Here is a 25,286-nt window from a genome sequence, read left to right as displayed (position 1 = left end):
TATTATCTAACAATAAGAGTGCGCTAGGGTTGAAGAATTTTTTTACCTTGTTTAAAACATTACGTGGATTCGTTGTAGCTGCCATTATGACGGTAACCCTTTTCGTGTTTCTAGGTGTTACTTTAGCCGCATCCATTCTTTACGAGAATATTTTCACTCGCCAAGCACAACAAACATCTAAGTCAATCGCAGATCATACCTTCAGCTTGATGTTTGAAATCATGAGTCAAGGATGGACTCGAGAAGAGCTTGAGCACTTTATTAGCACCACTAAAGCCGCCTATCAAAATAGCCCTTTCGAATTTGAAATTTACCGAAGTGACAAGGTCTCTGAATTGTATGGCGTTATTAATCAACGAGATGCGGATACGCACGTAGAACAACTCTTTGCTGGCAGTGATGCTAAAATCATCGACAGCGCCAATCACACTCGCAGACTCTTCCCTCTAAATGCAGAACAAGCGTGTCTTGGATGCCACACCAATGCCGCAATCGGTGATGCATTAGGCGTGATCGAAATAGTAGAAGACAAGCGCTTAATCAGCGATGAGATTCGCCGCGGACATCTTCTACTGTTCATTATCTGTGGTATTTTAACCCTGATCGTTTCGTTGATAATTGCAAATAAGGTGGCCAGACGCATCAACTTGTCCATGGATCATTTGCGCACCCGTTTAGAATCAGTCAATACCGTCACTGATTTTAAACACTTGGATATTAGCGATGTTGACTTCTATTTCGAAGAATTTAACAACACCTTCTCGCACATACGTATTTTGACCGAGCGCCTTAAAGACGTGGCTGTCGATAAAGATATTCTCGAATTTGAAATTCGTTTACTCAGCAAATTCATTATCACGTCAGAAGTCGTCAAAGACTGGCGAGACTTCATCAAAGATCTTTTAATTGATATTAACAGTATTATTACCGCTCACACACTCGTGACCATCTTTCAAATCGAAGAGGAAGGCTACGAGCTTGAGGTTTTCTGGCACCATGATGTCTGCCAGAAAACACAGTCTGATTTTGAAGCCGTTGTATCAAAGCAACTGGCATCCAGTCACCATTATCAGAAAGACTGCCCGATCCTAAAGATTGTTCACCACATTGCACGCCCCTCTTCAGCAAAGGATTCTGACAAACTCACACTGGGCATTCATGAAATTGAATTGCAAACCAAATCCTTACTGCTCGAAACACCCAAAATCGGTGGCGTAGTGGGCATCGGGGTGCAGTCTGAAATGGCGCGAGACCCGATCCGACACATCGTAATTGATAGTATTCTGACAACCTTGCTTAACCTGGTTGGCTCTGTAAAGGCCATCTATAAATACACGAAAGATCTCGAATACTATGCGACACGAGATCCTCTAACCGACTTACACAATCAGCGCATGTTTCACGAGCTTTTAGGCTATGAAGTCGGTCGATCCACACGTCACAATCAAGAGTTCAGCCTTTTAATGCTGGATCTTGATAACTTCAAACATGTGAATGATCGCTACGGCCATAGTTTTGGCGATCAATTTCTGCACTCTTTCGCACGTGTACTTGACGCAGCGGTCCGCCCTGGTGATTTTGTCTCACGCTATGGTGGTGATGAGTTTACCATTATTTTACCTGAAACCAGTGAAGAACAAGCTCACAGTGTTGCTCAGCGCATCGCCAGTTCACTCGAAACACTGGTATTAACCGCACCTGATGGTTCAAAAGTACGAGGAACTACCTCGATCGGTATCGCCATTTACCCTAGACATGCAGCCGACCCCCGAGACTTATTTGTTGTTGCAGACAACATGATGTACAAGGCAAAACGTGAGGGTAAGAATCAAATCGCCATTCCAAATGAAGATGAAATGGCTGAGGTGTTTAAGGCCGTTGGTGAAAAGAATCTGATGGTGCTAAATGCCTTGGAAGAAAAGAGAATCGTGCCCTATTTTCAACCCATTCTCGACGTACAATCCAAGCAGGTCAAAATCCATGAGCTATTGATGCGTATCGACCTAGGGGATCGTATTATCTCTGCCGTTGAGTTTATTGATATCGCTGAGTCGATAGGTGTTGTCCATAAAATGGACTATTTATTAATTGAAAAAGCCTTTGAGCAAATGAATGAACAGACCTACGATGGCATGCTGTTTATCAACCTTTCACCCAAGTCATTGATCATTGGAGAGTTTATTTCAAGAGTCCGACAGTTAGCCTTGGAACACTCGATTCATCCAAGTCGAATCGTATTTGAACTGACAGAACGCGAAACCGTCAGCAATATGGCTTTACTTGAAAAATTTGTGCAGGACTTAAAACTTGAAGGCTTTAATTTTGCAATCGATGATTTTGGCTCAGGATTCTCTTCCTTCCATTACATCAAACACTTCCCGATTGATGTCATTAAGATCGAGGGGGATTTTGTCCGCAATATGCTGACCGACACCACGGATCTTGCTTTCGTTAAGAGTATTGTTACCCTAGCACAGGGGCTAAATATTAAGACAGTCGCGGAGTTTGTCGAGGACGAAAACATAATGGAAGCCATACGTGCTATGGGCATAGATTACGGCCAAGGCTATTATATTGGTAAGCCCAGCCCCAAACTGGTGAAGCAAGTGGATATCTAACCTCTTCATCCGTATGAACAAATATCCTGAGACGTTAGTCTTTAATACGATTTTTTATAACGTTGATATTGAAGTAACTGAATGACTCCTATAGTCTATTCAGTACATTTCATAAGGATATTATATGTTTAAAACATATCTCATGCTTGTCTTCTGGGTCTCGGCATTATGGCCTCAACTGCTGCTAGCACAAACGAGCCCTACTAGGTTTACACCGACCCTCCCTGCAACTGAAACACTCAAGCAACTCAACCAAGGGGGATTCATCTTTTTCTTGCGCCATGGTCCATCTGACTCCTCAAAGCCGGATCAAGTTCCAGTCGATTTAACTGACTGCTCAACCCAACGACCACTGAGTGACGAGGGACGCACTCAAATGCAACAACTCGGAGCCCAGCTACCACTTTTGATTCCGAACATTACTCAGATATATTCAAGCCCTCTGTGTAGAGCAATAGACACCATCGAACTTGTCTTGCCAAATCATACCTACACCATTGATGACTATTTAGTTTATGTAGCGGCACTGACCACTGAAGAAAAACAACCTATCATTGCACGCACTCGCGAGCTTTTAGCCACACCACCGCAAGCAGGTGAAAACCACCTATTAGTGGCTCATGGCCCCAATCTCGTTGAGGTTATGGATTATTTTCCAACAGAAGGCGCCCTTATTATATTCAAGCCAGCCCCTCAAAAACTCGGATTCGAATATCTCGGCACCATTGAATTAGATGATTGGTCATCGCTGATAAGCACAATGGAGTAGCGGGAGATGAAAGCTGGGAAAACACTGTTCATGATGTTGATTTTACCGGCAACGCTCACTCTGATAGCCGCCTTCATCTTTAACTATATCGCGTTATCACAGCTGAAAAATCACTTTGTAAAAAACAGCCGCGTATTAGAAGCCAACATTGACACATTAGCACTTGCGGCTAATTTTAATCAAACCGTTGCACAATTGAACTTCCGAGTCATTGAGCTGTTAAAACAAGCAGATGAACAGCAGCTCAGTGAAATTGAACTCTACTACGCTCATCGAGAAATTGTCGATGAACTTGCTCTGCAAAATCAGATTGTGGATAGCTTAGCTGACTCCGAGTTAGTCAAAATAGTTAATCATGGCTCTGCTATATCTCTACAAGAAGAGTTTAAAAACTACCGCCGTTTAATGATTATGTCGACCGAGATCATTGCAATTGATCCAAATATCGCTTCACGTTTCTTTTCGTCTGCCCAAGATAGCTATGCCCAATTTTCATTGTTCAGCAATCGGCTCAGTGTATTATTGACTGAACAATCCAAGAGAAGCCATTTAACAGAGCAGCGTATTTATGAGAAAGAGTTTTTCTATTATCTTGTTTTAGCGATAATCACCGCCTCATTACTCATGGTCTTAATGATCTTTGTTAGCCACAGAACTTCAAATCGCATTCGCGTAATTGCAGATGCATTAAGTCAACTGGCCTACAATCAATCCCCCTCGATTAAGCTTGTAAAAATTGAAGCCCTGGCCAATAGTACTTCCGGTGAATTCAAGCGAATTGCGGATTTACTGCTCAACTTCCGTGACGATATGGTAAGACGCATACGGGCCGAAGAGGAAAACCATCGCTTAATTTACTCCGATGCCCTAACTGGACTGCCTAACAGACGTCTCCTCATTGACCGCTTAGAACATTTGATAAGCACCCTTGCCCATCATCCTGCACACTATGCCCTCTTATGGATTGATATGGATCGTTTTAAAACCATTAATGATTTAAAAGGACATCAGGCAGGCGATCAAATTCTGCAAGAAACGGCTGTTCAATTAGCGTCACTTATCCCTGAAGCAGATACTTTGGCCCGCGTCGGTGGAGATGAGTTTGCACTGTTACTTGAACTGCGCTCGAACAACCTGGCAAATGCTGCTCTTGAAATCGAAGCACTGTCCGAAAAACTCTGCGCTCATTTAACAGTCGATTATACGCTGGGAGAGTACACGCACTTTTCCAGCGCAAGCATTGGTGTAACATTATTTTCAGGCTCTGAACTTAAAGCAGAAGCACTGCTTAACCATGCCGAGATTGCTTCCTATCAAGCGAAGGAAGCTGGACGAAACACTGTTTGTTTTTACGATCCCGCCTTACAAAAAGCACTTGAAGAACGCACGCTTTTAGAAAATGAGCTAAGACTAGCGACGGAGAAAGAACAATTACGTCTTAATTACCAACTTCAATACAATCATGCCGGAAGGGTAATCGGCGCTGAAGCGTTAATACGCTGGCTACACCCTGAGAAAGGATTAATTCCACCTTTTAATTTCATACCGCTGGCCGAGCAAACTGGGTTGATTATCCCTATGGGGCAGTGGATTCTCAAAACAGCGTGTCAGCAGCTGGCAAAATGGGCCAACTCTCCATCAACAGATTCTCTGACGCTTTCAGTCAATGTCAGCGCTCGCCAATTCCGAGAGGACAGCTTTGTTGCTGATGTTAAGGAAGCGCTTTATCAGTATCAGGTTAATCCCAAACGCTTGAAGCTCGAAATTACTGAATCGATTATCCTTGAGCAGATAGAACAGACCATTTTAAAAATGCTTGAATTACGAGAGATCGGCGTCAGCTTCTCAATGGATGATTTTGGAACAGGCTACTCTTCCTTACAATATCTTAAACGGCTCCCACTAAATCAACTTAAAATTGACCAATCCTTTGTGCAGGATATCACCACTGACAATGAAGACTCTGTGATCGTCAAAACCATCATTGCAATGGGGCAAGCCTTATCGCTGGATATTATTGCAGAGGGTGTCGAAACACTAGAACAGCAAAAGCAACTCGAGCAGTATGGCTGTCGAACTTATCAAGGCTACTATTTTGCTAAACCAAGTCCGATTGATGTGTGCATGTTAGAAATCACCAGGGCAAATACTGACAGCTCCCGTTAATTTCTTGAACCTCTCACTCTCTCAACTTAACCGATAGCTAATTTAAAGCTACCGGTTATGCATTGGACTGAACGTCGCACCCTAACTTTGGCATGGACCGTTTATTTGCCGATGGGGTAGTCAACATTGATTTCAATAACCGATACGTTCTCGCCTTCGTTGCGTACTTCCATTTTCAAATCATCACTGGCGATGGGAACGTATTTACGAATAACATCGAGGATTTCGCGCTGCATTTTCGGCATCCACTCTGGCTGCTGATTGGCTGAACGTTCATGAGCAACCAACACTTGAAGCCGATCCTTTGCGATACTGGCCGACGTTTTTTTGTTAGCTCGCCAGAAGGTAAAAATACCTGACATCTTTATCTACCTCCGAATAAGCGTCCAAGGAAGCTTTTTTTCTCAATTTCCGTAAATCTCATAGGCACATCGTCACCCAGCAAGCGCTTTATCACATCTTCGTAGGCTTGTCCGGCGGGATCTTGAGAGTTCAAAACAACGGGTTTACCTTGGTTCGATGAATCCAATACAACTCTTGATTCAGGAATAACGCCCACCAGAGGAATGCTCAAAATATCATCTATATCTTGTATGCTCAGCATTTCTCCGCTCTCCACCCGATCAGGCGAATAACGCGTGATCAATAAATGCTGAGGGATTCGCTTACCTTCTTCTTCAGCTAAACGTGTAGAGCTGTCTAGGAAGCCAAGAATTCGATCAGAGTCGCGCACTGAAGATATCTCAGGATTGGTCACGACAATCGCTTCATCAGCGAAATACATGGCCATTTTAGCGCCCTTCTCAATTCCTGCAGGTGAATCACAGATCACGTAATCAAACTCTTCGGCCAACTGGCTGATAATTTCCTTAACGCCTTCATGCGTCAAATGATCTTTATCACGTGTTTGAGAAGCCGGGATCATATACAAATTATCGCTAATTTGTTTAACATGAATAATCGCTTGATTTAGCTTGCACTCTTTTTTTAATGCTTGAATAAAGTCAAACACCACTTTACGTTCACAGCCCAAAATCAAATCCAGGTTCCGCAAACCTACGTCAAAATCAATTACAACGGTTTTCTTACCAGCCAATGCCAGACCTGCCGCAACTGAGGCACTTGTTGTGGTTTTACCCACACCACCCTTACCTGAGGTGACGACAAATACTTTACCTTTACTCATGTATTCCTCCCGAAAAAGCCCAAACAAATCAACAAGGCCAGTTAAAGTAAATCAATAATCATTTTTTGATCGCGCTTAAACGTCTGACACGGCTTATGCAATACATGCTCAGGTATGGAGTCACGTATTAGGTAATCACCGTCAATCAATAGCAACTCAGCATCCATCGATGAGCAAAAGATCCGAGCATTTTCATTTCCGGTCACGCCAGCCATTGCCCGCCCACGCAACGCACCATAGACATGAATACTGCCATCTGACATTACTTCTGCACCGTTACTCACGTTCGAAATAATAATAAGATCGCGCTGTCTTGCGTAAATTTGTTGGCCTGAGCGCACGGGGGTGGTAATAATAAGGGCTTCATTTGCGATCTGTGTTTCAATGATCACAGGTTCTTGGCTAACACTCGGCTCAGGTTTTAAAGGTGCAACACGACGTTGTGTGTCGAGTTGATCGCCTAAATAGCTAACACCCTGTGCTTCATACAGATCTTGATACTCTGGGCAACCTCGAACAGCAAAGGGGTTTGCACCCACGCGTCGAACGAGACTAACAATGCCTGCAAACACTCGGCCATCTAAGTGGCAGTTCGACATTTCTAGAATCACGGGCATACCGCGAATAAGTGCCGGTGCATTGTCAATAAAATCATCTAACTTATCTTGCAACAGGTATAGCTGTTGTTCATCCATCCCAGTTAACTGAATACAGGCTACACTGGTCATGCTTCCTTTTATACGCACACTTGCCTGTGCTGAAGAGGTCATATCCATAACCACTCCTTCAGGTGAACAGATTCATTCATGTCGCTACTCTTAAAACCAGACATCGGATCGACGCACTTGATATTTGAATTGTGCCTTGATTACGCTTTTATAAGCGCCAGCCGTTATCGACAGAACATGATACCTTATTCGACAAACTGAAAAATACTCATTAAGCCCTGTTCAACCATAAAAAAACCGCACACCTCTGTCTTTTTCAGAGATATGCGGTTATTTACGCATCTAAACCTATGTTGGCAAGACGTCTCAATCCAGAGGAATGGACTCAGCTAAGATGTCAGCCGTCATTGCCGATAGTGTCCAACCCAAATGACCGTGACCCGTATTATAAAAGACAGTCGGTAAATTGCCTTTACCAACTTTTGGCATCATATTCGGCATCATCGGACGCAAGCCGGCCCAAGGCACGACGCTGCGTGTGGATACCCCTGGAAAGCAGCTTTCAACCCAATCGATTAATGGGCGAATACGATCGGCACGGATGTCTTTGTTCAATCCATTGAACTCGGCCGTTCCCGCCACACGGAAACGATCATCCCCCAAACGACTGCTCACTAGCTTTGTTTCATCGTCTAACAGGCTCACAGTCGGTGCAGACTGCTGACTAACCTCATCTGTCAAATTGACCGTAATTGAGTAACCTTTTACTGGGTATATATTCACTCGATCGCCGAGCGATGCCGCAAGGCCACGACTGGCGGTTCCTGCCGAAATGACAATCGCATCAAAATCAGACGTCGAAACAGCCCCTTCCGATTCAGATGTCACCTGAGCGAAAAATTTATCGGCGCGAACCGACTTAACGGTTTGCCCATATAAAATTTTGACACCCCGTTTTTCACAAGCAGAGGCTAAGCCAAGGGTGTATTTATGAATATCACCCGTCGCATCACTTTCTGTATAGAAACCACCGTAATATTGACCTGCTAAGGTAGGTTCTATTGAACGCATTTCGTCAGGAGTGACGGAATAACGCTCAAGTCCACCTTTAGCTAATAAGGCACTGACGGTTTGTGCATGGTCAAAACCTGACTTGTCACGGTAAATATGAAGAATTCCACGTTTTTTTAAATCAAAATCTATCCCTTCTTCTTCAGCCCAGCTGAAAAGATGCTGACGCGCAGCGATGGCTAAACGCGTGGTCTCAATGGTATTGCGCTCATACTGAGGAATAGAGGCGATAAATTCAGCAAACCAGGACAGTTTGTGCCAAGAAGGCTTAGGATTCACTAATAAGGGAGCATCCGATTTTAAAATCCATTTCAGGCCTTTGAAGATGGTTGACCAATGTGTCCAAACCTCAGCATTAGAGGCCGACAGTTGCCCCCCATTTGCAAAGGACGTCTCCATTGCACAATAACGGCTTTTTTCAAACAAAGTGACATCGAAGCCACGTTTAGACAGCGCATAGGCGGAAGTAACACCCGTGATTCCACCACCGATGACGGCAATACGTTTCATGTTTTTTTCCCAAAGACGTCAAAGGTTAAATCCCATGTTAAAATGGAATACCCCCTCCGTTTCGGGACCTGAGAGATTCACCCAGCATAATGCTAGGCTTGCTCCTTCGGTGTGCCGGGCGACGATTCACCGACAGCTCTTCGGAGTTTTATTCAATAATCGGTCCATTTGCCTGAGAGTTTCCGGGGTGGTTGCTCCTTCGGCGCTGCTACAGCTAAGCCTGCAGTCTCTCCCGATATATTTCAAAACGCCCTGAAGTTTACCAAATACGACACAAATGAACAGCCCATATCGACTAAAGTTATAGAAAAAACTCTATCATCTAGGATGTGATCATCCATGCCTTGTGAAGATTGGAAAACACAGTTTTATTGAAAAATCTGTGCCTTGATGGCGTCAATTTCGCTGCGAGTTAAATGACGCCATTCCCCTTCAGCAAGCTCGTCTAGGCTCAACTGCAGAATGTGTGTTCGTTGCAAATCCACCACATGATAGCCAAGCGCTCGGCACATTCGCCGAATTTGTCTATTTAGACCCTGAGTTAAGCAAATTTTAAAACGATCATGAGAGAGCAAAGTTACCTGACAGGGCTGAGTGAGCTGCCCATCTAGCACAACCCCCTGCTCCATCTTTTTTTTAAATTCAGGATTAAGTGCAGAGTTTTGAAAATGGGGTCTTGCCTGAACCTCATATTGCTTAGGATGCTCGTATTGAGGGGAAAGCAACCTATGACATAAGCGTCCGTCGTTTGTTAACAACATCAGACCTCGTGAGTCCTTATCAATCCGACCCACAGGAAATAAGCGTCGTGGTAACGTGAGATGATGGATAATGCTAGCAGGATCATCTGCTCGACAATTGCAATCAATGCCGACAGGTTTGTTATAGAGTACATATAAATGCTGCTCAGACAACAGAACCCTTTGACCATCGACCGTCACGCTCTCATCCCCTCGGAAAGGGGTATGAGGCGTAGCGGTTTTTTGATTCAGTTGAACGCGCCCTTCTGCAATTAAGCGGCTCGCCGCTTTTCGCGAGCACACGCCCGCTTGACTTAAATACTGTGTCAGCCGCATTTTTCATGGATCACTGTAAAATTAAAGGATCATAGCATTATTTGCGCCAGCGCATTATTAATGACAACGATTTGCTCGTTCTTTACGCTGGCACTGCTACTAAGCCTGTTCTCAATCTAACTTGGCAAGACCTCGTTTATGCGCCAATGCCTGAATGCCCAGCACATATCCCTGCACACCCAAACCAACCAAAATACCGCTGGCAACAGGGGATATGAAGGAGTGATGGCGAAAAGCTTCACGCGCGTGCACGTTGGAAATGTGCACTTCAATAACAGGCACATCAGCCCCTTTAATGGCATCATGTAGCGCAATAGACGTATGTGTATAGGCACCAGGATTGAACACCACCCCTAGGGACTCACCGGCCGCGACTTCTTTCCCGCTTTGATGAATAGCATCAATCAAATCACCCTCGTGATTGCTTTGCCGAAAATCCACCTCTAGGCCATAAAGCGCCGCCATTTCACGGCACATCACTTCAACATCTGCCAGTGTTTCGTAGCCATATTGAGCGGGCTCACGAGTGCCCAATAAGTTTAAATTAGGGCCATTCAACACCATTATTTTTTTCATGTTCAACTCCACTGAAGCAAGGATTAATTAGCTATAAATATGGATCAAAGCACTGACACTGATAAAGGAGAATAGTGTGGTGACCAATAAGGCACTGGCGCAGAACTCTCGTTGACCATACTCGCCCCCCAAAATGGGGTAAATACTAAACATCGGCATGGCCGCAAACAAGATAGCCGCCATTTTTAAATCATTTGGCATACTTGGGAAAAACTGGATTAAAACCAGCACCCATAAGGGATGAATGACCAATTTAGCCAAGCTAACACTGCCAATACGGCTGTAGCTTCCTTTAATGCTCACTCCCACCAAGGAGCCACCGATAACAATCAATGCCGCCGCAGCCGCTCCTGATGCTAACAAGTTAAGCCCAACGTCCATAAATGCAGGCAAAGACAGCCCCAGAACAGAAAAGAAAACACCAGCAAACACAGAAATAATAATCGGATTGGTGCTCACACGCTTTAGGATACCTTGCCATTGTGCCTTAATGCTCGCTTGTTCTGAGCGTCCAAACGCATATTCAACAAAGATCAAGGCAATCGGCAGAATGAGGATATTTTCGATCATCACCGTCATCGCAAAGGCTTGCGTAGGTGCATGGTCAAAAAACTGCAGAAGAATAGGGAAACCAATAAACGAGCTATTGGATAGAGCCGACCCCATTCCCCTCACACCCGACACACCTAACGTGTCCTTAAACACATAACGACTGATCAGAACGCCCGTGAACAATGCACAGATTGAGCCGACACCATAAATGATCAAATACGCCGGATAGAATAACTGATCAATCGGCATACTGGAGACCTTGATAAAGATCAGTGCAGGCAGAGCCACATACAACACGAAGCGGCTTAAACCAGGCAGCATTTCTTTAGGAATCAGGCGATAACGTACGCTTACATATCCTAGAAAAATGATAAAGAAGATCGGTGCTGTAATGTTGAGCACGGCCTGCATAAAGCTTCCTCTAAATACCCCAACCGATTAGGATATAAAATTTGAAAATGAAAAAAGACGCTACACATCTCTATCTTTTTTTGTGGCTATCCTAGCACTGCAATATTTCACTTCGGAACTCGCTTTTTAGCAGCGATAGAATTAAGATTGATTAAATTATTTGAATGGAGTGTTGTAAACAACCTGTATGAGCCTTTTAATTGCTTTTGCGGTTTTATCAATTGCGGTATCGTTTATTTGTTCTATCCTCGAAGCAGCCTTATTGTCTATAACCCCAAGTTACATTGCACATCAGAAGGTAACTCAACCTAAGTTGTACGAAAAGCTTAAGGTGTTAAAAGACAAAATAGATCAACCACTAGCTGCCATCCTTACCTTAAACACTGTAGCGCATACTGTAGGTGCGACAGGTGTTGGCGCTCAAGTCACTCTAGTATTTGGTGACGGATACTTAGGCATTGCCTCAGCTATAATGACACTTTTGATCCTAATACTGTCAGAAATCCTGCCTAAGACTATTGGCGCTCGATACTGGCCGCAATTAGCGCCATTCTTGCCATTTACTCTTAATTTAATGATCACCTTACTTAAGCCCTTTATTTGGTTATCCGACCAAATCATGAAGCTGCTAGGAGGAGGACATCACAATAATGATTTACGTCAAGAAATAAAAGCATTGACTGTGCTTGGTAGAGAGCTAAATAAATTAGATGAAGATGAACAACGGGTTATCGCTAATATTCTTGATTTGCACGACATAAAAGTACGGGATATTATGACGCCGCGAACGGTTTGTGAAACCACTAGCCCCGATGCATCACTCAATGACTTTGCTGAGCGAGTAAAGGTCGGCAAGTTTTCTCGCTACCCAGTTCTTGACAAAAATGAGGCACCTCTTGGCTTAGTCTTCCGCTATGACATGCTTGATATAACTGATCAAAAGACTGTTTCCGACCTAATGAAGCCAATAAAAGTTGTTTCTGATCAACTGAATGCCGAACAGCTAATGGCCCAGTTTATGCACGAACGACAACACATATGTTTAGTTTATGATGAATATGGTTCGTGGCTAGGTTTAGTCACAATGGAAGATGTAATAGAAACAATCCTCGGTCAACCGATCATGGATGAAACTGACGACATACCCAATATGCGACGTTTCGCAAAGCGTCGTTGGAAGCACAGACTCAAAAATCTTGCAGATGATTAAGGAGTAAAATGTTTAGTAGCCATATCTCTTGAGATTAATGGCCACTAACATTATAAAACAATGACTTAACGACGCCAAAAAACGGGGGTAAACAATACCAATAACGTAAATACCTCTAAGCGTCCCAGCAACATGGAAAAGCATAAAATCCACTTCGCAGTCGAATTGATATCACCAAAATTACTTGCCACATCCCCTAAACCCGGTCCTAAATTCGTAATGGTAGCCCCCACAGCAGACCAAGCTGTGACTTGATCTAACCCTGTGCCCATCAGTGCGATTAACATGATAACGAAGACCAACAGGTACACAGAAAAGAATCCCCACACCGCCTGCAGGACATTATCAGGAATGGTGCGATTGCCCAATTTCACAGGGAAAACTGCATTCGGATGCACAAGCCTCTGTAACTCACGATAGCCTTGTTTCAAAATCAGAAGGATACGGATAACTTTCATCCCCCCTCCAGTCGACCCCACACAGCCGCCAACAAAAGCCGTAATAAACAACATGAAAGGCAACATCACAGGCCAGTTGGCAAAATCACCATTACTAAACCCTGCTGTGGTTGCAATCGAGACGGTCATAAACGCGGCTCGTCTTAACGCATCGACCGAGCCATAGGTTTGATGAATAATCAGTACAGCCAGTGTAATCACAAATGTAATCATTAGAATACTTAGAAAAAATCGAACTTCAGGATCTTTCAAGTAATGCAGCAAAGAACGTTGCCGCCAAGCGAAGAAATGCAACGCAAAGTTCATCGCCGATATAATCATAAATGTAATGCCGATCAGCTCAATCATGGGGCTATTAAAATAGCCAATACTATCATCGTAGGTTGAAAACCCACCGATGGCCACAGTCGAGAAGCTATGACCGATCGCATCAAAGGGGGTCATGCCGGCCAACCAATAGGCAAGCGCGCAGAGAATAGTTAAAGCAGCATAGATATACCATAAGGCCTTAGCCGTTTCTGTGATACGCGGTGTCAACTTTGTATCTTTCACCGGCCCTGGAATTTCAGCTCTGTAGAGCTGCATCCCACCGATTCCAAGCATCGGAAGTATGGCCACGGCTAACACAATGATCCCCATACCGCCTAACCACTGCAATTGCTGACGATAAAATAAAATGGATTTCGGGAGATGATCTAAACCTGTGATGACAGTGGCACCCGTGGTCGATAGCCCCGAAATTGATTCAAACACCGCATCCACTAACGACATTTGTGGCTCAGGCGCTAGATAGAGAGGAGTCGCACCAAAAAAACCCAGTACAGACCAAAATAAAACCGTGATTAAAAATCCATCTCTGACGCGCAACTCACCTCTAACGCGATAAACAGGCACCCAAATCGCAAAGCCAACCAACAGAAGAATAAAAAATGATGCCATAAACGCAAAACGGGCGCTGTCATCATAGTAAAAAGAAATGGCTAGGGGCGGGAGCTGTGTGAAGCTAAACAGCATCAAAAGTAGCCCCAACACACGTAAAGTTAAACGAAAGTGCATACGTTGGCCTGCGATTTAGAAAAAGGTCAAACCCACTTGGAAGAGACGCTCAACTTCCAAGATTCGGCGTTTATCAACCAAAAATAAAATAACATGGTCATCATTTTGGATTTCAATATCATCATGGGCAATCAGCACTTTATCGTTCCGAATAATGGCACCGATGGTGGTCCCGGGCGGTAAATCTATGTCTTCAATCGTCCGCCCTACCACTTTCGATGAGCCCTTATCGCCATGCGCGATGGCCTCCAATGCCTCAGCAGCACCACGACGCAAGGAATGCACGGCGACAATATCACCTCGACGAATATGCGTAAGCAGCGCTCCTATCGTACTTTGCTGAGGTGAAACAGCAATATCGATAACACCACCTTGCACTAAATCAACATACGCAGGATTGTTTATTAAGGTAATAACGGTACGGGCCCCTAAGCGCTTAGCCAGCATGGAGGCCATGATATTGGCTTCATCATCATTGGTCAGTGCACAGAAGACATCAGTATCATCAATATTTTCTTCTACCAGTAATTCACGATCAGATGCACTACCATGCAACACGATTGTGCGATTCAGTTGGCGTGACAGCACATGGCAACGGGGTAAACTGCGCTCAATCAGTTTGACCTGAAAGTCGGTTTCTAGACTCAAGGCCAAACGCGAACCTATATTGCCGCCGCCAGCGATTATGATTCGTTTATAAGGCTTATCCAATCGACGCAACTCACTCATCACCGAGCGAATATCAGGTTTAGCGGCGATAAAGAAGACTTCATCATCCACCTCGATGATGGTATCCCCTTGCGGCAGTATGGCTCGATCCTGTCTGAATATCGCCGCCACACGGGTATCTATTTTGGGCATGTGGGTTCGTAGGTAAGCAATTTCACGGCCAACTAAGGGCCCGCCATAGTATGCTTTCACTGCAACCAGCTGAGCCTTACCACCCGCAAAATCAAGAACTTGCAACGCACCAGGGTGCTGTATTAATTTCTTAATGTGTAAGGTAACCAGCTCTTCAGGGCTAATCAACACATCAACAGGCATGGCTTTGCTGCCAAACAAGGCATGATCGCCGTACAAATAATCATGTTCACGAATACGTGCAATTTTAGTCGGTACGTTAAATAAGGTATGGGCCACCTGGCAAGCAATCATGTTGACTTCATCGCTGTTCGTCACAGCAATCAACATATCCGCATCCCTTGCACCGGCACTTTCAAGCACACTTGGATTCGAAGCCGACCCCTCTATGGTTCGAATATCCAGACGGTCTGCTAACTCCCTCAAACGACTAACATCACTGTCAACAATCGTAATATCGTTCGCTTCACTCGCAAGGTTTTCAGCCACAGTGCCGCCAACTTGCCCTGCGCCCAAAATAATTATGTACATAATGTAAACGGCTCACCCGAGTTATTTAGCCATACACAGATCTGTTTGATCTGGATTAAATTCATGCGGACCTATTCTAACGAAAAACAGACCAATCTGACACTCAAGCTTTCCATCCACACAAAATTGCGCTAGATCAATTGATACAAGGCTAATTATGATTTTATGTATAAATGTGGTGAAATTGTCATCTCATTTAATTATGATGTTTGCTAGATGAGTGATGAACAAATTAACTCTTATTTATCAAACAATTAATAAAACTGATTCGTCAGCAGCATAAGAGGCTCAATTCTTGTTTCTGAAAAGCTTCGGACATGCATTCCTGCATGCACTCAAAAATTTACTGCCGATTGTCGCAGTCGTACTGTTTTTTCAACTGATTATCCTACAACAGGTTCCGGACAACAGTCTGAACATGGCATTCGGCCTCCTTATCGTTGCGTTTGGCGTTGCCTTATTTTTACAAGGCTTAGACCTCAGTATTTTTCCAGTTGGCAAGAGCCTTTCGAATCAATTCGCTCGTAAAGGCTCCATTCCCATTTTATTGACCTTTGGTTTTGCCTTGGGCTTTTCGGCGGTGGTGGCAGAACCTGCGCTCATAGCCGTTGCAAATCAAGCGATGGAAATCAGTGAAGGGCGAGTCGATGCGTTAACTCTACGGATACTAGTCGCTATTTCGGTTGGTTGTGTCATCGCTCTCGGTGTATTCAGAATTATTTTTGGGCACGCCATTCACTGGTATATGATCATTGGATACATCCTAGTCGTGCTGGTTACGTTTTTTGCTCCCGAAGAAATTGTCGGTTTAGCCTACGATTCAGGTGGTGTCACCACCAATATCGTGACAGTTCCCTTAATTGCAGCATTAGGCATAGGTCTTGCTTCTTCGATTAAAGGGCGTAACCCGTTAATCGACGGCTTTGGTCTTGTCGCACTCGCCGTTATGGTGCCAATGATTAGCGTTCAACTCTATGGAATTGTCGTTTATTCCCTTTCTGCTGATACGCAAGCGGCTTTTCAAGCGGTCACTCATCAGGCAACACAGCATGTGCTTGTAACGGCTGTTTTAGACTTACTGACGATGTTTAGGGATGTTTTACCGATCATTATCACCATACTTTTTTTTCAATATATTATTTTAAAACGTCCGCTATCCAATCCTCCCAAAATTGCCTTTGGTTTTTTGTTGGTGATCATCGGCCTCTACGCTTTTGTTGTCGGACTCAAAATTGGGCTCTTCCCAATTGGCTACAGCATGGCAGAGCAACTAATCAACCTGAATCGTTTTGGTTTTATCTATTTATTCGCCTTTATGATTGGGTTCGCAACAACCATGGCCGAACCTGCACTTATTGCTGTAGGTCAACAAGCTGAGGAGGCATCGGGTGGGCGTATTAAAGGCAATGCGATTCGCTTGATGGTGGCATTAGGGGTGGCTGTCGGCATTACAATTGGAGTTTTTCGCTTAATAACAGGGGGATCAATTCACTACTTCATCATCGGTGGATATACTTTGGTAATATTACTGACGATTATTTCACCAAAATACATCACAGCGCTGGCCTTTGACTTAGGCGGAGTCACCACCTCGGAGGTTACAGTCCCCTTAGTAACGGCGCTCGGCATTGGCTTAGCAACCCACATTGAAGGACGCAACGTATTAATTGATGGCTTTGGTTTGATTGCCTTTGCTTCCATTTTTCCTATTGTCTCTGTCATGTGTTACGCCATAGTGGCAGACCTGTTGACTAAATTTAACAAGGTAGAATCATGAAGTTTTCTGTTTTAGTGGCTATCGTTCCGGAAGAACTGGAACAAAAAGTAGTTGATGATGCACGTGATTTAGGTGCGGGCGGCATCACGATCCTAGGTGGCCGGGGGATCGGTAACAACACCAAGAAAACCTTTTTCGGTATGACCTATGAAGGAAGCCAATCGGTTGTAGTCATGGTATTGGAAAAAGGCTTATCCTTGGAAATTCTAAAAGCCATTCAAGAACTACTAATCGATAAAGAAAAAAAATCTCATGGGGTGGTCTTCACTTTTGCACTTGAGCATTTAGGTGGCATAGACTTATCTCAGCTGTCAAAATTTGAAAATCATCTTAAAGATTCTATTTAACAGGAGCTTCTCTTATGCTGGTTAAAGATGTCATGGTTCGCGATGTCATCATCGTTTCTCCGTTTGCGACCATTCGTGAAGCCTTGAGCCTGATGAAGCGACACGGTTTAAAATCACTGGTGGTGGATAAAACCAACGAACATGACGCCTATGGTTTGATTACTTACACAAATATTATCAAAACCATTATTGCTGAAAATGGCGATATCGACTTAATCAATGTCTATGATATTTGCGCGAAACCTGCTATCTCTGTGGGACAAAGTCTTGCTTTAAAACATGTTGCGTCATTAATGGCACAAAACAGAGTCAAACGCGTACTGGTTCTTGATGATAATTCGTTGGTAGGTATTGTATGCATGGACGATTTAATCGAGCAACTTCTTAAAAATATTGAATAATTTTTGGGTGAAGCTTTCTGAAAAAATTGTCAAGTTGTCATCTCAGATCAGGGCACTTGTTTCACTGCCCTGATCATCTATTAAAAACTGTCGAATATTCAATCTCGGTGTAACCAAGCCTATTGACTAAGCAATTGAGTAACTGACTAGACACTCTTTCTAGGCTAACTGCAGCATCAAAGTGCTTCAGCTGTGTCATTTGCATACCAGCGTAGCCGCAAGGGTTAATCCGTAAAAAAGGCTCTAAATTCATGTCAACGTTTAACGCCAGACCATGAAACGAACACCCTCGCCTCACTCGCAGCCCCAAAGACGCAATTTTCTGTTCATCAACGTAAACACCAGGTGCATCCTTTTTGGCATAACCATCCACTGCCATCTGATTCAAGACCTCGACAACAGACTGCTCCATTGCCGTGACAACATCTCGCACGCCAAGTCGGTGTCGTCTTAAATCGAGCAACAGGTATACCACGAGCTGACCAGGACCGTGGTACGTCACTTGGCCACCACGATCCACTTGCACTACTGGAATATCGCCTGGGTTAAGCAGGTGCTCAGCTTTGCCAGCCTGTCCTTGGGTAAAAACAGGCTCATGCTCTAAACACCAGATTTCATCAAGCGTGGTTTCTGTCCGCTGATCGGTAAACGCCTGCATTGCATGCCAAACCGATACGTAAGGCCGCACACCTAACGAACGTATAATCAGCGCATTCTGCATTATAGAACCATATGCACGCGGCCTGACGCCTTCAAATCCTCAAACAGTGCCTGCAATTGAGCCTCTCCTGTCGCGCGAATTTTCAAGCGAACTGACTGAAAGCGTCCATTGCGACTGTCTTGGAGTGTCACCTTTGTAATATCTAAGTCAGGTGCATGAATTTGAACAGTCTCAACGACAAATCCATAAAAGTTATCTTCATTATTGCCCACCACTTTAATCGGATAGTCCTGACAAGGAAACTCGATTTTTGGGGCCTCTACGGAATCTGACATCGGGTATCTCTCTCTATTTAACTGATCAGGCCAGTAAAGAACTGTAAAATCATATGCCAAATACGCTTAATCAATCCGCCTTGTTCAGCCGCTTCTAACGCAACCAAAGGCGCACTGGCGAGTTCCTCTCCATTTAAGCTGACAACCACTCGACCCAGCTCTTGCCCAAGCTCAATGGGTGCTTTAATACTGTGTGGTAAGTCTAGTATCACCTCAAGCTCATCTTCTTTACCTCTTGGCAAGGTAACGGCTAACTTATCAGCAACACCCACTTTTAATTGATCCAAGGAGCCTCCCCAGATCCGTGGCTCACTCAGCACTTGATTGGCAGGGTAAAGCTGATGAGTATTATAAAAACGATAAACAAAGGACATTAACTGCTGCGTTTCCTGAGCGCGCGTTTCTTCACTGGCAGAGCCCATGACCACTGTAATCAAACGCATACCATCACGAATCGCAGAACTCACTAAGCAGTAACCTGCTTCATTTGTGTGTCCCGTTTTAATACCATCGACACTATCATCACGCCATAAAAGACGATTACGGTTAGGCTGACGAATTTTATTATACTCAAAATACTTCTCAGCATAGATCGGGTAATACTGTGGTGAATCGTTAATCAACGCTTGTGACAGCAAGGCTAAATCGTACGCAGACGAATACTGCCCCTCCGCTGGTAACCCCGTCGCATTAAGGTATTGGGTGTTGGTCATCCCAATGCGGCGAGCATGTTGATTCATTAAATCCGAAAAAGCTTCTTCACTGCCTGCAATATGCTCAGCAATGGCAACAGAGGCATCGTTTCCAGACTGAATGATGATACCTCGCAACAAATCAATCACACTCACCTGCGTCCCTTCTTGCACAAACATGCGAGAACCACCTGTTCTCCAAGCTTTTTCGCTCACGCTGACCATATCTGTTTCTGCCAAGTTACCACGAATGATTTCTTGCTCAGCAATGTAACTGGTCATAATTTTAACAAGACTGGCAGGGGGATAGCGGTCATGCTCATTATGCGCAACAATCACGTTGCCTGTATCCGCATCCATCACAATATAAGAGCGCGCAGCTATTTGCGGCGGTGCAGGGATTAAAGTGCTGGACTGTGCTGCAGGTACAAACACCAATAGCAGAACGAGGAGAGCTAGGCACTTCGCTGGGGATTTTATAAACTGTTTAAACATGACATTCCGTTCTTTCAGTTAGCGGTTAATAAACAAAATCGGTCTAAAGTACATCAGGGCTTATCCACCAAGTGAGCGGAAGGATAACCCGCTGACTGCAACCTGGCCATCAAAGAGTCAAGAGAGTCTCCGATGTTAAATGGCCCTATTTTAACACGGTACACCGACCCATTGGCGGTTTGTGCCGGATAAATCCCCACAGGAACGCCCGCAGACAAATTACTCACTTGCGCTTGTACACGCTTAGCTGCTACCTCTGTTGAAAAGGCACCAATCTGCAAATAGCGTCGATCTAAAGACACCACAGGTGAGACACCTCTCACCTGTGAGCGAATCTCCTGCGTCTGAGATGCTGAGGGCTTAGATGCAGCAATGTTTTGCGACCAAGGTGGTTCAACTACAATCGCCTCAACCTCAACACGCCCTGTACCATTGCGGAGAATATCCAACTGGTACGCCGCGGCATACGACAAGTCAATAATCCGTCCCTCATGGAAGGGGCCGCGATCGTTAATTCTAACAATAACAGAGCGCCCATTATCGAGATTTGTGACACGTGCATACGTGGGTAACGGAAGGCTCTTATGCGCAGCGGTCATTTCATACATGTCATAGACTTCACCATTCGAAGTCAAATGTCCATGAAATTTCAAACCATACCAAGATGCCCCACCTTTCTCCTTATACCCTTTCGCACTCGGCAAAATATGATACGTTTGCCCAAACACCTCATAGGGTGAGCGGTTCCCACCACGACTTAAAGGTTCATGACGCGGAACAGCATTCGGCACCTTACTCACATCAGGTGGATCAATGGGTGCTTTATCATTCTGCATAGAGTAGCGACCCGCATTGGTTTGCGGTTTCACCTCAGCTTTTTGTTGAGGTGTTTGCACAGTACTTTTAGATGAGCATCCTGCCAAAAAACTCAATACGACACAGGAAATAATTCCAGCTCGCAACAGCCTATAACATGACATTTGATCTCCTAATGTCTGCGTAAATGTGGATGAGAATATATAGACATTAAAATGCCGAACCCTGCCATCAAAGTCACGATTGAGGTTCCGCCATAGCTAACCATGGGCAAAGGAACCCCCACGACAGGCATTAACCCTGTCACCATCCCAATATTGACTAAAACGTAAATGAAAAATGTAAGTGTAATACTGCCCGCCAACAAACGCGAAAAGCTGTCTTGCGCTCGCACGGCAATCAGCAAACCCCGTAAAATAATTAACACATAAATGAAGATGAGCAGGACAATACCTCGCATACCCAGTTCTTCGCCAATTACGGCTATGATGAAGTCTGTGTGTGATTCCGGTAAAAAGTTCAATTGAGACTGCGTCCCCTGCATCCATCCCTTGCCTGACAATCCACCCGAGCCTATCGCCGTTTTAGATTGAATGATGTTCCAACCCGAGCCAAGCGGGTCACTTTCTGGATTCATAAAGGTCATCACTCGTTGCTTTTGATATTCCCTCATAAAGCTCCATAAAATGGGTAACGCTGCACCCGCAGCGGCAAGAGCAAGGAGCACATAACGCCAATAAACACCCGAAAGCAAAATCACAAAAATACCCGATGCGGCTATTAAGAAGCTAGTACCCAGATCTGGCTGTTTCATAATCAACAGCATCGGAACTGCTAATAAAACTAAACATACGAAGAGCCTAAACAAAGTGGGTGGCAAACTCTGCCGAACAATATAAGCTGCCAGCATCATGGGAAGCACGAGTTTCATCAACTCTGATGGTTGAAATCTAAACCCCGGCAAGGCGATCCAACGCTGAGCACCTTTGGCTTGCACTCCGAACAACAGCACCCCAATTAATAAGGCCACCCCGGCGACATAAAGCCATGGGGCGACTCGCAAAAAGATTTTTGGGTTAAGCTGCGCCAAGAAAATCATGAGCAAAAAACCTGCCCCCATCCGAACAGCTTGGCGCTCGACGTAGGTAATATCTTGACCTGATGCACTATAAAGAACGTAAAGACCAAAACCACAGAGTATAAGCAATAAAAGCAGCATCCAAGCATCTAAACGAGTGTAACTCCACAAACTTTTCGATCGCTGAAAATGCACCTTCGCGCCTGGCATCGTCCGCTGAAAGTCACGATGATTCATGGTGTTATGTCCTCTTCATCATCAAGCTCATAATTACCTGACAACCAAGCATCCATGACTTTTCGTGCAATGGGTGCCGCTACACTAGAGCCGCCACCGCCATTTTCAACGACGACAGCAATTGCTATTTCAGGATTATCGATCGGGGCAAAGCCAACAAATAACGCATGATCGTGGAAGCGTGCATCTATTTTACTCGCATCATAGCGCGCATCCTGTGCAATCCCAATAACCTGCGCAGTACCCGTTTTACCTGCCATTTTGTAAGTCATGCCTTGACCAACGCGCCTTGCCGTTCCTGTTGGTCCGTGCACCACATCAATCATCCCTTGAATAATTGGCCCCCAAAGATCTGGATTTTTAACATCCACATCGTCTGGCACAGGGTGCTGAGTAACAAGATCAGGTAAAGTTAAGCGCTCTTCCCCCTTATCCGTTTCCTCGATTACACCCATCAAAACACGAGGCTGCACCCAGCGTCCTCGATTTGCTAAAACAGCCGTTGCAATTGCAAGCTGCAGAGGCGTTGCCACCATGTAGCCTTGCCCTATGCTCATATTAATCGAATCGCCCGGATACCAGGGTTCATTCATAGTGGCTCGCTTCCAGTCACGAGTTGGCAATACCCCCCGAATCGCTTCAGGTGTATCCACCGCCGTGATTTCACCAAAGCCAAACATTCGCATGTAATGCGCCATTGGTTCATTACCCATACGATGCCCCACATCATAAAACCAGGTATCCACGGACTGAGCGATCGCCAAGTTCATATTCACGCGGCCATGGCCCCCACGACGCCAGTCTCGATAACGACGGCCGCCCTGAGTGACTTGATAGTAACCTGGATCCCAAATAGTATAATCAGCCCTCACTGTGTTGCTGTCGATCGCTGCCATCGCAATTATAGGCTTGATAGTCGAACCAGGTGGATATCCCCCTCTAACTGCACGGTTAAATAAGGGTAAGTCCGGCGAGTCCCTTAACTCATTGTAATCTGCACTCGAAATTCCCGTTACAAACAAATTGGGATCATACGTTGGGGTGCTCACAAGTGCTAAAATGCCACCTGTTTCAGGATCTATAGCAACCACTGATGCTTTCCAGCCTTGCAGCACTTTTTCGGTAAACTGCTGTAGCTGAATATCTAAGCTCAGCTTTAAATCAACCCCTGGTTTAGGGTCTTCATGCTCAAGGATTCTCAATACACGTCCACGTGCATTGGTTTCAACTTTTTGAAAACCAACATCACCATGGAGGATCGGCTCGTAAAAACGCTCAATGCCCAGCTTTCCGATATAATCGGTACCTGCGTATTTAGCTGTGTCTATGCGCTCGATATCTCGCTCATTAATTCGCCCTACATACCCCAACACATGAACTAAGGACTCTCCGAAAGGATAGTAGCGTATTAAATCAGCTTCGACCTGAACTCCTGGCAATCGGTGATAATTCACGGATATACGGGCAATTTCCTCTTCCGTTAGACGAAAGCGCAAGGGCACCGTTTCGTAAGGACGCCTACGCTGCTGTAATCTCTGCCTAAAGCGTTCGATATCACGCTCGGTAATATCAATAAGCTCCGACAACGCCTCAAGCGTGTTATCTATGTTCGAAATTTCCTCTCGAAGCAACGTCACACTAAAGGTTGGCTGATTATCCGCTAACAGAATACCGTTTCGGTCGTAGATTAAACCACGCCTAGGAGCAACAGGCTGGAGTTGTATACGATTACGATCAGAAATGGCTGTATAGCGTTCGTATTCAACCACCTGCAGAAAATAAACACGACCAATTAATACTGAAAATAAAATCAGTACAATCAGAAACGCCAAAATGACTCTTCGAGTAAATGTACGATTTTCTTTGCTGGATTGATTGAACGTATCGTTAGAATACATGGCAGCCGATTATTTGTGGTATGGGTGACCTTGAAGGAGAGTCCAAGCACGATACAACTGCTCAGCTAAAACGATGCGAACCAGCGGATGAGGCAATGTCAGTGCGGATAGCGACCATTTCTGGTGCGCAGCAGCGACACAACGCGCATCCAGTCCATCAGGACCTCCGATCAGCAAACACACATTGCAGCCGTTCATTCGCCACCCCTGTGCTTGTTCAGCGAGGGTTTCAGTCGACCAGCTTTTGCCCTCAACCACTAACGCCACCACGTGCTCATTTTTACCAATGGCGGCGAGGATAGCATCCCCTTCGGTTTTCATGGCACGAGCAATATCTGCCCCCTTGCCTCGATAGCCAGGGGTAATCTCATGCAGCTCAATCTGAAAATCAGAGGGTAGGCGTTTGCTATACTCAGCAAACCCCTTTTCAACCCAGTCTGGCATTTTCGTGCCCACAGCAAGAATGCGTAACTTCATTAACCTGTAACCGGCTCATCATCCGTATGGCGCCATAAACGCTCTAAGTCATAGAATGCACGTGCATCTGGCATCATTACATGAACCACAACGTCTCCTAAATCAACGAGTATCCAATCGCCGGAGTTTTGTCCTTCCGTTCCGAGTGGTTTAACGCCTGCTTTTTTAATCTTTTCCATCACATCATTGGCTATAGAGATCACATGGCGCTTAGAAGTTCCGCTCACGATCATCATATAATCCGTAACACTTGATTTACCTTGAACATCAAGGAGGACATAATCCTTTGCTTTCATGTCTTCCAGGATGGTTTGCACTTCTTTAATTAATTGCTCAGTTTGCATTGCGAGTCT

At 44.8% G+C, this 25,286-nt stretch carries 24 protein-coding genes and 1 riboswitch; of the genes, 7 read left to right on the top strand and 17 right to left on the bottom strand.

Going from position 1 to position 25,286, the window contains the following annotated elements; all coding sequences use genetic code 11:
* Window positions 1-29 precede the first annotated feature (29 nt).
* The 3 genes from DN062_RS00225 to DN062_RS00215 all read left to right on the top strand — a co-directional run bounded on the left by DN062_RS00225 (window position 30) and on the right by DN062_RS00215 (window position 5,553).
* Complete coding sequence (locus DN062_RS00225) at window positions 30-2,618, top strand: putative bifunctional diguanylate cyclase/phosphodiesterase (protein WP_239995639.1); 2,589 nt, start codon at window positions 30-32, stop codon at window positions 2,616-2,618.
* 124 nt (window positions 2,619-2,742) lie between these two features.
* Window positions 2,743-3,387, top strand: a complete 645-nt coding sequence (locus DN062_RS00220; RefSeq protein WP_112156549.1) for a histidine phosphatase family protein — start codon at window positions 2,743-2,745, stop codon at window positions 3,385-3,387.
* Window positions 3,388-3,393: 6 nt separating this feature from the next.
* Window positions 3,394-5,553, top strand: a complete 2,160-nt coding sequence (locus tag DN062_RS00215; RefSeq protein ID WP_112156548.1) for a putative bifunctional diguanylate cyclase/phosphodiesterase — start codon at window positions 3,394-3,396, stop codon at window positions 5,551-5,553.
* A gap of 101 nt (window positions 5,554-5,654) precedes the next feature.
* Here the strand turns inward: DN062_RS00215 and minE are convergent, their stop codons facing one another.
* From minE to DN062_RS00180, 7 genes are all read right to left on the bottom strand, one after another.
* Window positions 5,655-5,915, bottom strand: coding sequence for a cell division topological specificity factor MinE (minE, locus tag DN062_RS00210; protein WP_112156547.1), 261 nt, complete (start codon window positions 5,913-5,915; stop codon window positions 5,655-5,657).
* A gap of 2 nt (window positions 5,916-5,917) precedes the next feature.
* The gene (gene minD / locus DN062_RS00205) at window positions 5,918-6,739 is read right to left on the bottom strand and encodes a septum site-determining protein MinD (RefSeq protein ID WP_112156546.1); all 822 of its coding nucleotides are present in this window, start codon (window positions 6,737-6,739) and stop codon (window positions 5,918-5,920) included.
* A gap of 41 nt (window positions 6,740-6,780) precedes the next feature.
* Window positions 6,781-7,515, bottom strand: coding sequence for a septum site-determining protein MinC (gene minC, locus DN062_RS00200; RefSeq protein ID WP_112156545.1), 735 nt, complete (start codon window positions 7,513-7,515; stop codon window positions 6,781-6,783).
* A 258-nt stretch (window positions 7,516-7,773) separates the two neighbouring features.
* On the bottom strand, window positions 7,774-8,988 hold the full coding sequence (locus DN062_RS00195; protein WP_112156544.1) for a D-amino acid dehydrogenase: 1,215 nt from the start codon (window positions 8,986-8,988) through the stop codon (window positions 7,774-7,776).
* A 150-nt stretch (window positions 8,989-9,138) separates the two neighbouring features.
* Window positions 9,139-9,233: riboswitch (glycine riboswitch) on the bottom strand.
* 123 nt (window positions 9,234-9,356) lie between these two features.
* Window positions 9,357-10,064, bottom strand: coding sequence for a pseudouridine synthase (locus tag DN062_RS00190; RefSeq protein WP_112156543.1), 708 nt, complete (start codon window positions 10,062-10,064; stop codon window positions 9,357-9,359).
* Window positions 10,065-10,175: 111 nt separating this feature from the next.
* Window positions 10,176-10,640, bottom strand: a complete 465-nt coding sequence (aroQ, locus tag DN062_RS00185; protein WP_112156542.1) for a type II 3-dehydroquinate dehydratase — start codon at window positions 10,638-10,640, stop codon at window positions 10,176-10,178.
* Between the two features lie 27 nt (window positions 10,641-10,667).
* Window positions 10,668-11,603 carry an AEC family transporter gene (locus DN062_RS00180; protein ID WP_112156541.1) on the bottom strand — a complete coding sequence of 312 codons (936 nt, stop codon included), beginning with the start codon at window positions 11,601-11,603 and terminating at the stop codon, window positions 10,668-10,670.
* 187 nt (window positions 11,604-11,790) lie between these two features.
* On the opposite strand from DN062_RS00180, the gene DN062_RS00175 reads away from it, so the two are divergent.
* Window positions 11,791-12,813, top strand: a complete 1,023-nt coding sequence (locus tag DN062_RS00175; protein WP_112156540.1) for a CNNM domain-containing protein — start codon at window positions 11,791-11,793, stop codon at window positions 12,811-12,813.
* Between the two features lie 65 nt (window positions 12,814-12,878).
* On the opposite strand, the gene DN062_RS00170 is transcribed toward DN062_RS00175, so the two are convergent.
* The gene (locus DN062_RS00170) at window positions 12,879-14,327 is read right to left on the bottom strand and encodes a TrkH family potassium uptake protein (RefSeq protein ID WP_112156539.1); all 1,449 of its coding nucleotides are present in this window, start codon (window positions 14,325-14,327) and stop codon (window positions 12,879-12,881) included.
* Window positions 14,328-14,342: 15 nt separating this feature from the next.
* A complete protein-coding gene (trkA, locus tag DN062_RS00165) occupies window positions 14,343-15,719 on the bottom strand; it encodes a Trk system potassium transporter TrkA (RefSeq protein WP_112156538.1) in 1,377 nt (458 codons plus the stop codon).
* Between the two features lie 295 nt (window positions 15,720-16,014).
* Here trkA and DN062_RS19130 point away from each other — a divergent pair, with 295 nt between their 5' ends.
* Genes DN062_RS19130 through DN062_RS00150 form a run of 3 tightly spaced genes read left to right on the top strand, consistent with a single transcriptional unit; the run spans window position 16,015 to window position 18,244 of the window.
* The gene (locus tag DN062_RS19130; RefSeq protein ID WP_338039949.1) at window positions 16,015-17,496 is read left to right on the top strand and encodes a DUF1538 domain-containing protein; all 1,482 of its coding nucleotides are present in this window, start codon (window positions 16,015-16,017) and stop codon (window positions 17,494-17,496) included.
* Window positions 17,493-17,843 carry a P-II family nitrogen regulator gene (locus DN062_RS00155; protein ID WP_112156537.1) on the top strand — a complete coding sequence of 117 codons (351 nt, stop codon included), beginning with the start codon at window positions 17,493-17,495 and terminating at the stop codon, window positions 17,841-17,843. Before DN062_RS19130 ends, DN062_RS00155 begins: the two co-directional genes overlap by 4 nt.
* Before the next feature lie 14 nt (window positions 17,844-17,857).
* Window positions 17,858-18,244, top strand: coding sequence for a CBS domain-containing protein (locus DN062_RS00150; protein WP_112156536.1), 387 nt, complete (start codon window positions 17,858-17,860; stop codon window positions 18,242-18,244).
* Window positions 18,245-18,317: 73 nt separating this feature from the next.
* On the opposite strand, the gene lipB is transcribed toward DN062_RS00150, so the two are convergent.
* From lipB to rsfS, 8 genes are read right to left on the bottom strand one after another with little or no spacing between them, the layout of a single operon-like run.
* Entirely contained in the window at window positions 18,318-18,965 is a 648-nt protein-coding gene (gene lipB / locus DN062_RS00145; RefSeq protein ID WP_112156535.1) for a lipoyl(octanoyl) transferase LipB, read from the bottom strand.
* Window positions 18,965-19,240 carry an HP0495 family protein gene (locus tag DN062_RS00140; RefSeq protein ID WP_112156534.1) on the bottom strand — a complete coding sequence of 92 codons (276 nt, stop codon included), beginning with the start codon at window positions 19,238-19,240 and terminating at the stop codon, window positions 18,965-18,967. The genes lipB and DN062_RS00140 overlap by 1 nt, the downstream gene beginning before the upstream one ends.
* A 17-nt stretch (window positions 19,241-19,257) precedes the next feature.
* Entirely contained in the window at window positions 19,258-20,427 is a 1,170-nt protein-coding gene (locus DN062_RS00135) for a D-alanyl-D-alanine carboxypeptidase family protein (RefSeq protein WP_112156533.1), read from the bottom strand.
* Window positions 20,428-20,480: 53 nt separating this feature from the next.
* Window positions 20,481-21,407: a septal ring lytic transglycosylase RlpA family protein gene (locus DN062_RS00130; RefSeq protein WP_112156532.1), complete on the bottom strand. Its 927-nt coding sequence runs from the start codon at window positions 21,405-21,407 to the stop codon at window positions 20,481-20,483.
* Between the two features lie 8 nt (window positions 21,408-21,415).
* Entirely contained in the window at window positions 21,416-22,558 is a 1,143-nt protein-coding gene (rodA, locus tag DN062_RS00125) for a rod shape-determining protein RodA (RefSeq protein ID WP_112156531.1), read from the bottom strand.
* Entirely contained in the window at window positions 22,555-24,456 is a 1,902-nt protein-coding gene (mrdA, locus tag DN062_RS00120) for a penicillin-binding protein 2 (RefSeq protein WP_112156530.1), read from the bottom strand. The genes rodA and mrdA overlap by 4 nt, the downstream gene beginning before the upstream one ends.
* A gap of 9 nt (window positions 24,457-24,465) precedes the next feature.
* Window positions 24,466-24,933 (bottom strand): 23S rRNA (pseudouridine(1915)-N(3))-methyltransferase RlmH, encoded by a 468-nt coding sequence (rlmH, locus tag DN062_RS00115; protein WP_112156529.1) that lies wholly within the window; start codon window positions 24,931-24,933, stop codon window positions 24,466-24,468.
* A complete protein-coding gene (rsfS, locus tag DN062_RS00110; RefSeq protein WP_112157139.1) occupies window positions 24,933-25,277 on the bottom strand; it encodes a ribosome silencing factor in 345 nt (114 codons plus the stop codon). The genes rlmH and rsfS overlap by 1 nt, the downstream gene beginning before the upstream one ends.
* Window positions 25,278-25,286: the final 9 nt, after the last annotated feature.

The sequence above is a fragment of the Nitrincola tibetensis genome, assembly GCF_003284585.1.
Taxonomy (GTDB): domain Bacteria; phylum Pseudomonadota; class Gammaproteobacteria; order Pseudomonadales; family Balneatricaceae; genus Nitrincola; species Nitrincola tibetensis.
This window is presented reverse-complemented; position numbering and strand designations above follow the sequence as displayed.

Coding starts and splice junctions, on each gene's coding strand:
- DN062_RS00220 (WP_112156549.1), top strand. CDS start 2,743: ATGTTTAAAACATATCTCATGCTTGTCTTCTGGGTCTCGGCATTATGG.
- DN062_RS00215 (WP_112156548.1), top strand. CDS start 3,394: ATGAAAGCTGGGAAAACACTGTTCATGATGTTGATTTTACCGGCAACG.
- minE (WP_112156547.1), bottom strand. CDS start 5,915: ATGTCAGGTATTTTTACCTTCTGGCGAGCTAACAAAAAAACGTCGGCC.
- minD (WP_112156546.1), bottom strand. CDS start 6,739: ATGAGTAAAGGTAAAGTATTTGTCGTCACCTCAGGTAAGGGTGGTGTG.
- minC (WP_112156545.1), bottom strand. CDS start 7,515: ATGGATATGACCTCTTCAGCACAGGCAAGTGTGCGTATAAAAGGAAGC.
- DN062_RS00195 (WP_112156544.1), bottom strand. CDS start 8,988: ATGAAACGTATTGCCGTCATCGGTGGTGGAATCACGGGTGTTACTTCC.
- DN062_RS00190 (WP_112156543.1), bottom strand. CDS start 10,064: ATGCGGCTGACACAGTATTTAAGTCAAGCGGGCGTGTGCTCGCGAAAA.
- aroQ (WP_112156542.1), bottom strand. CDS start 10,640: ATGAAAAAAATAATGGTGTTGAATGGCCCTAATTTAAACTTATTGGGC.
- DN062_RS00180 (WP_112156541.1), bottom strand. CDS start 11,603: ATGCAGGCCGTGCTCAACATTACAGCACCGATCTTCTTTATCATTTTT.
- DN062_RS00175 (WP_112156540.1), top strand. CDS start 11,791: ATGAGCCTTTTAATTGCTTTTGCGGTTTTATCAATTGCGGTATCGTTT.
- DN062_RS00170 (WP_112156539.1), bottom strand. CDS start 14,327: ATGCACTTTCGTTTAACTTTACGTGTGTTGGGGCTACTTTTGATGCTG.
- trkA (WP_112156538.1), bottom strand. CDS start 15,719: ATGTACATAATTATTTTGGGCGCAGGGCAAGTTGGCGGCACTGTGGCT.
- DN062_RS00155 (WP_112156537.1), top strand. CDS start 17,493: ATGAAGTTTTCTGTTTTAGTGGCTATCGTTCCGGAAGAACTGGAACAA.
- DN062_RS00150 (WP_112156536.1), top strand. CDS start 17,858: ATGCTGGTTAAAGATGTCATGGTTCGCGATGTCATCATCGTTTCTCCG.
- lipB (WP_112156535.1), bottom strand. CDS start 18,965: ATGCAGAATGCGCTGATTATACGTTCGTTAGGTGTGCGGCCTTACGTA.
- DN062_RS00140 (WP_112156534.1), bottom strand. CDS start 19,240: ATGTCAGATTCCGTAGAGGCCCCAAAAATCGAGTTTCCTTGTCAGGAC.
- DN062_RS00135 (WP_112156533.1), bottom strand. CDS start 20,427: ATGTTTAAACAGTTTATAAAATCCCCAGCGAAGTGCCTAGCTCTCCTC.
- DN062_RS00130 (WP_112156532.1), bottom strand. CDS start 21,407: ATGTCATGTTATAGGCTGTTGCGAGCTGGAATTATTTCCTGTGTCGTA.
- rodA (WP_112156531.1), bottom strand. CDS start 22,558: ATGAATCATCGTGACTTTCAGCGGACGATGCCAGGCGCGAAGGTGCAT.
- mrdA (WP_112156530.1), bottom strand. CDS start 24,456: ATGTATTCTAACGATACGTTCAATCAATCCAGCAAAGAAAATCGTACA.
- rlmH (WP_112156529.1), bottom strand. CDS start 24,933: ATGAAGTTACGCATTCTTGCTGTGGGCACGAAAATGCCAGACTGGGTT.
- rsfS (WP_112157139.1), bottom strand. CDS start 25,277: ATGCAAACTGAGCAATTAATTAAAGAAGTGCAAACCATCCTGGAAGAC.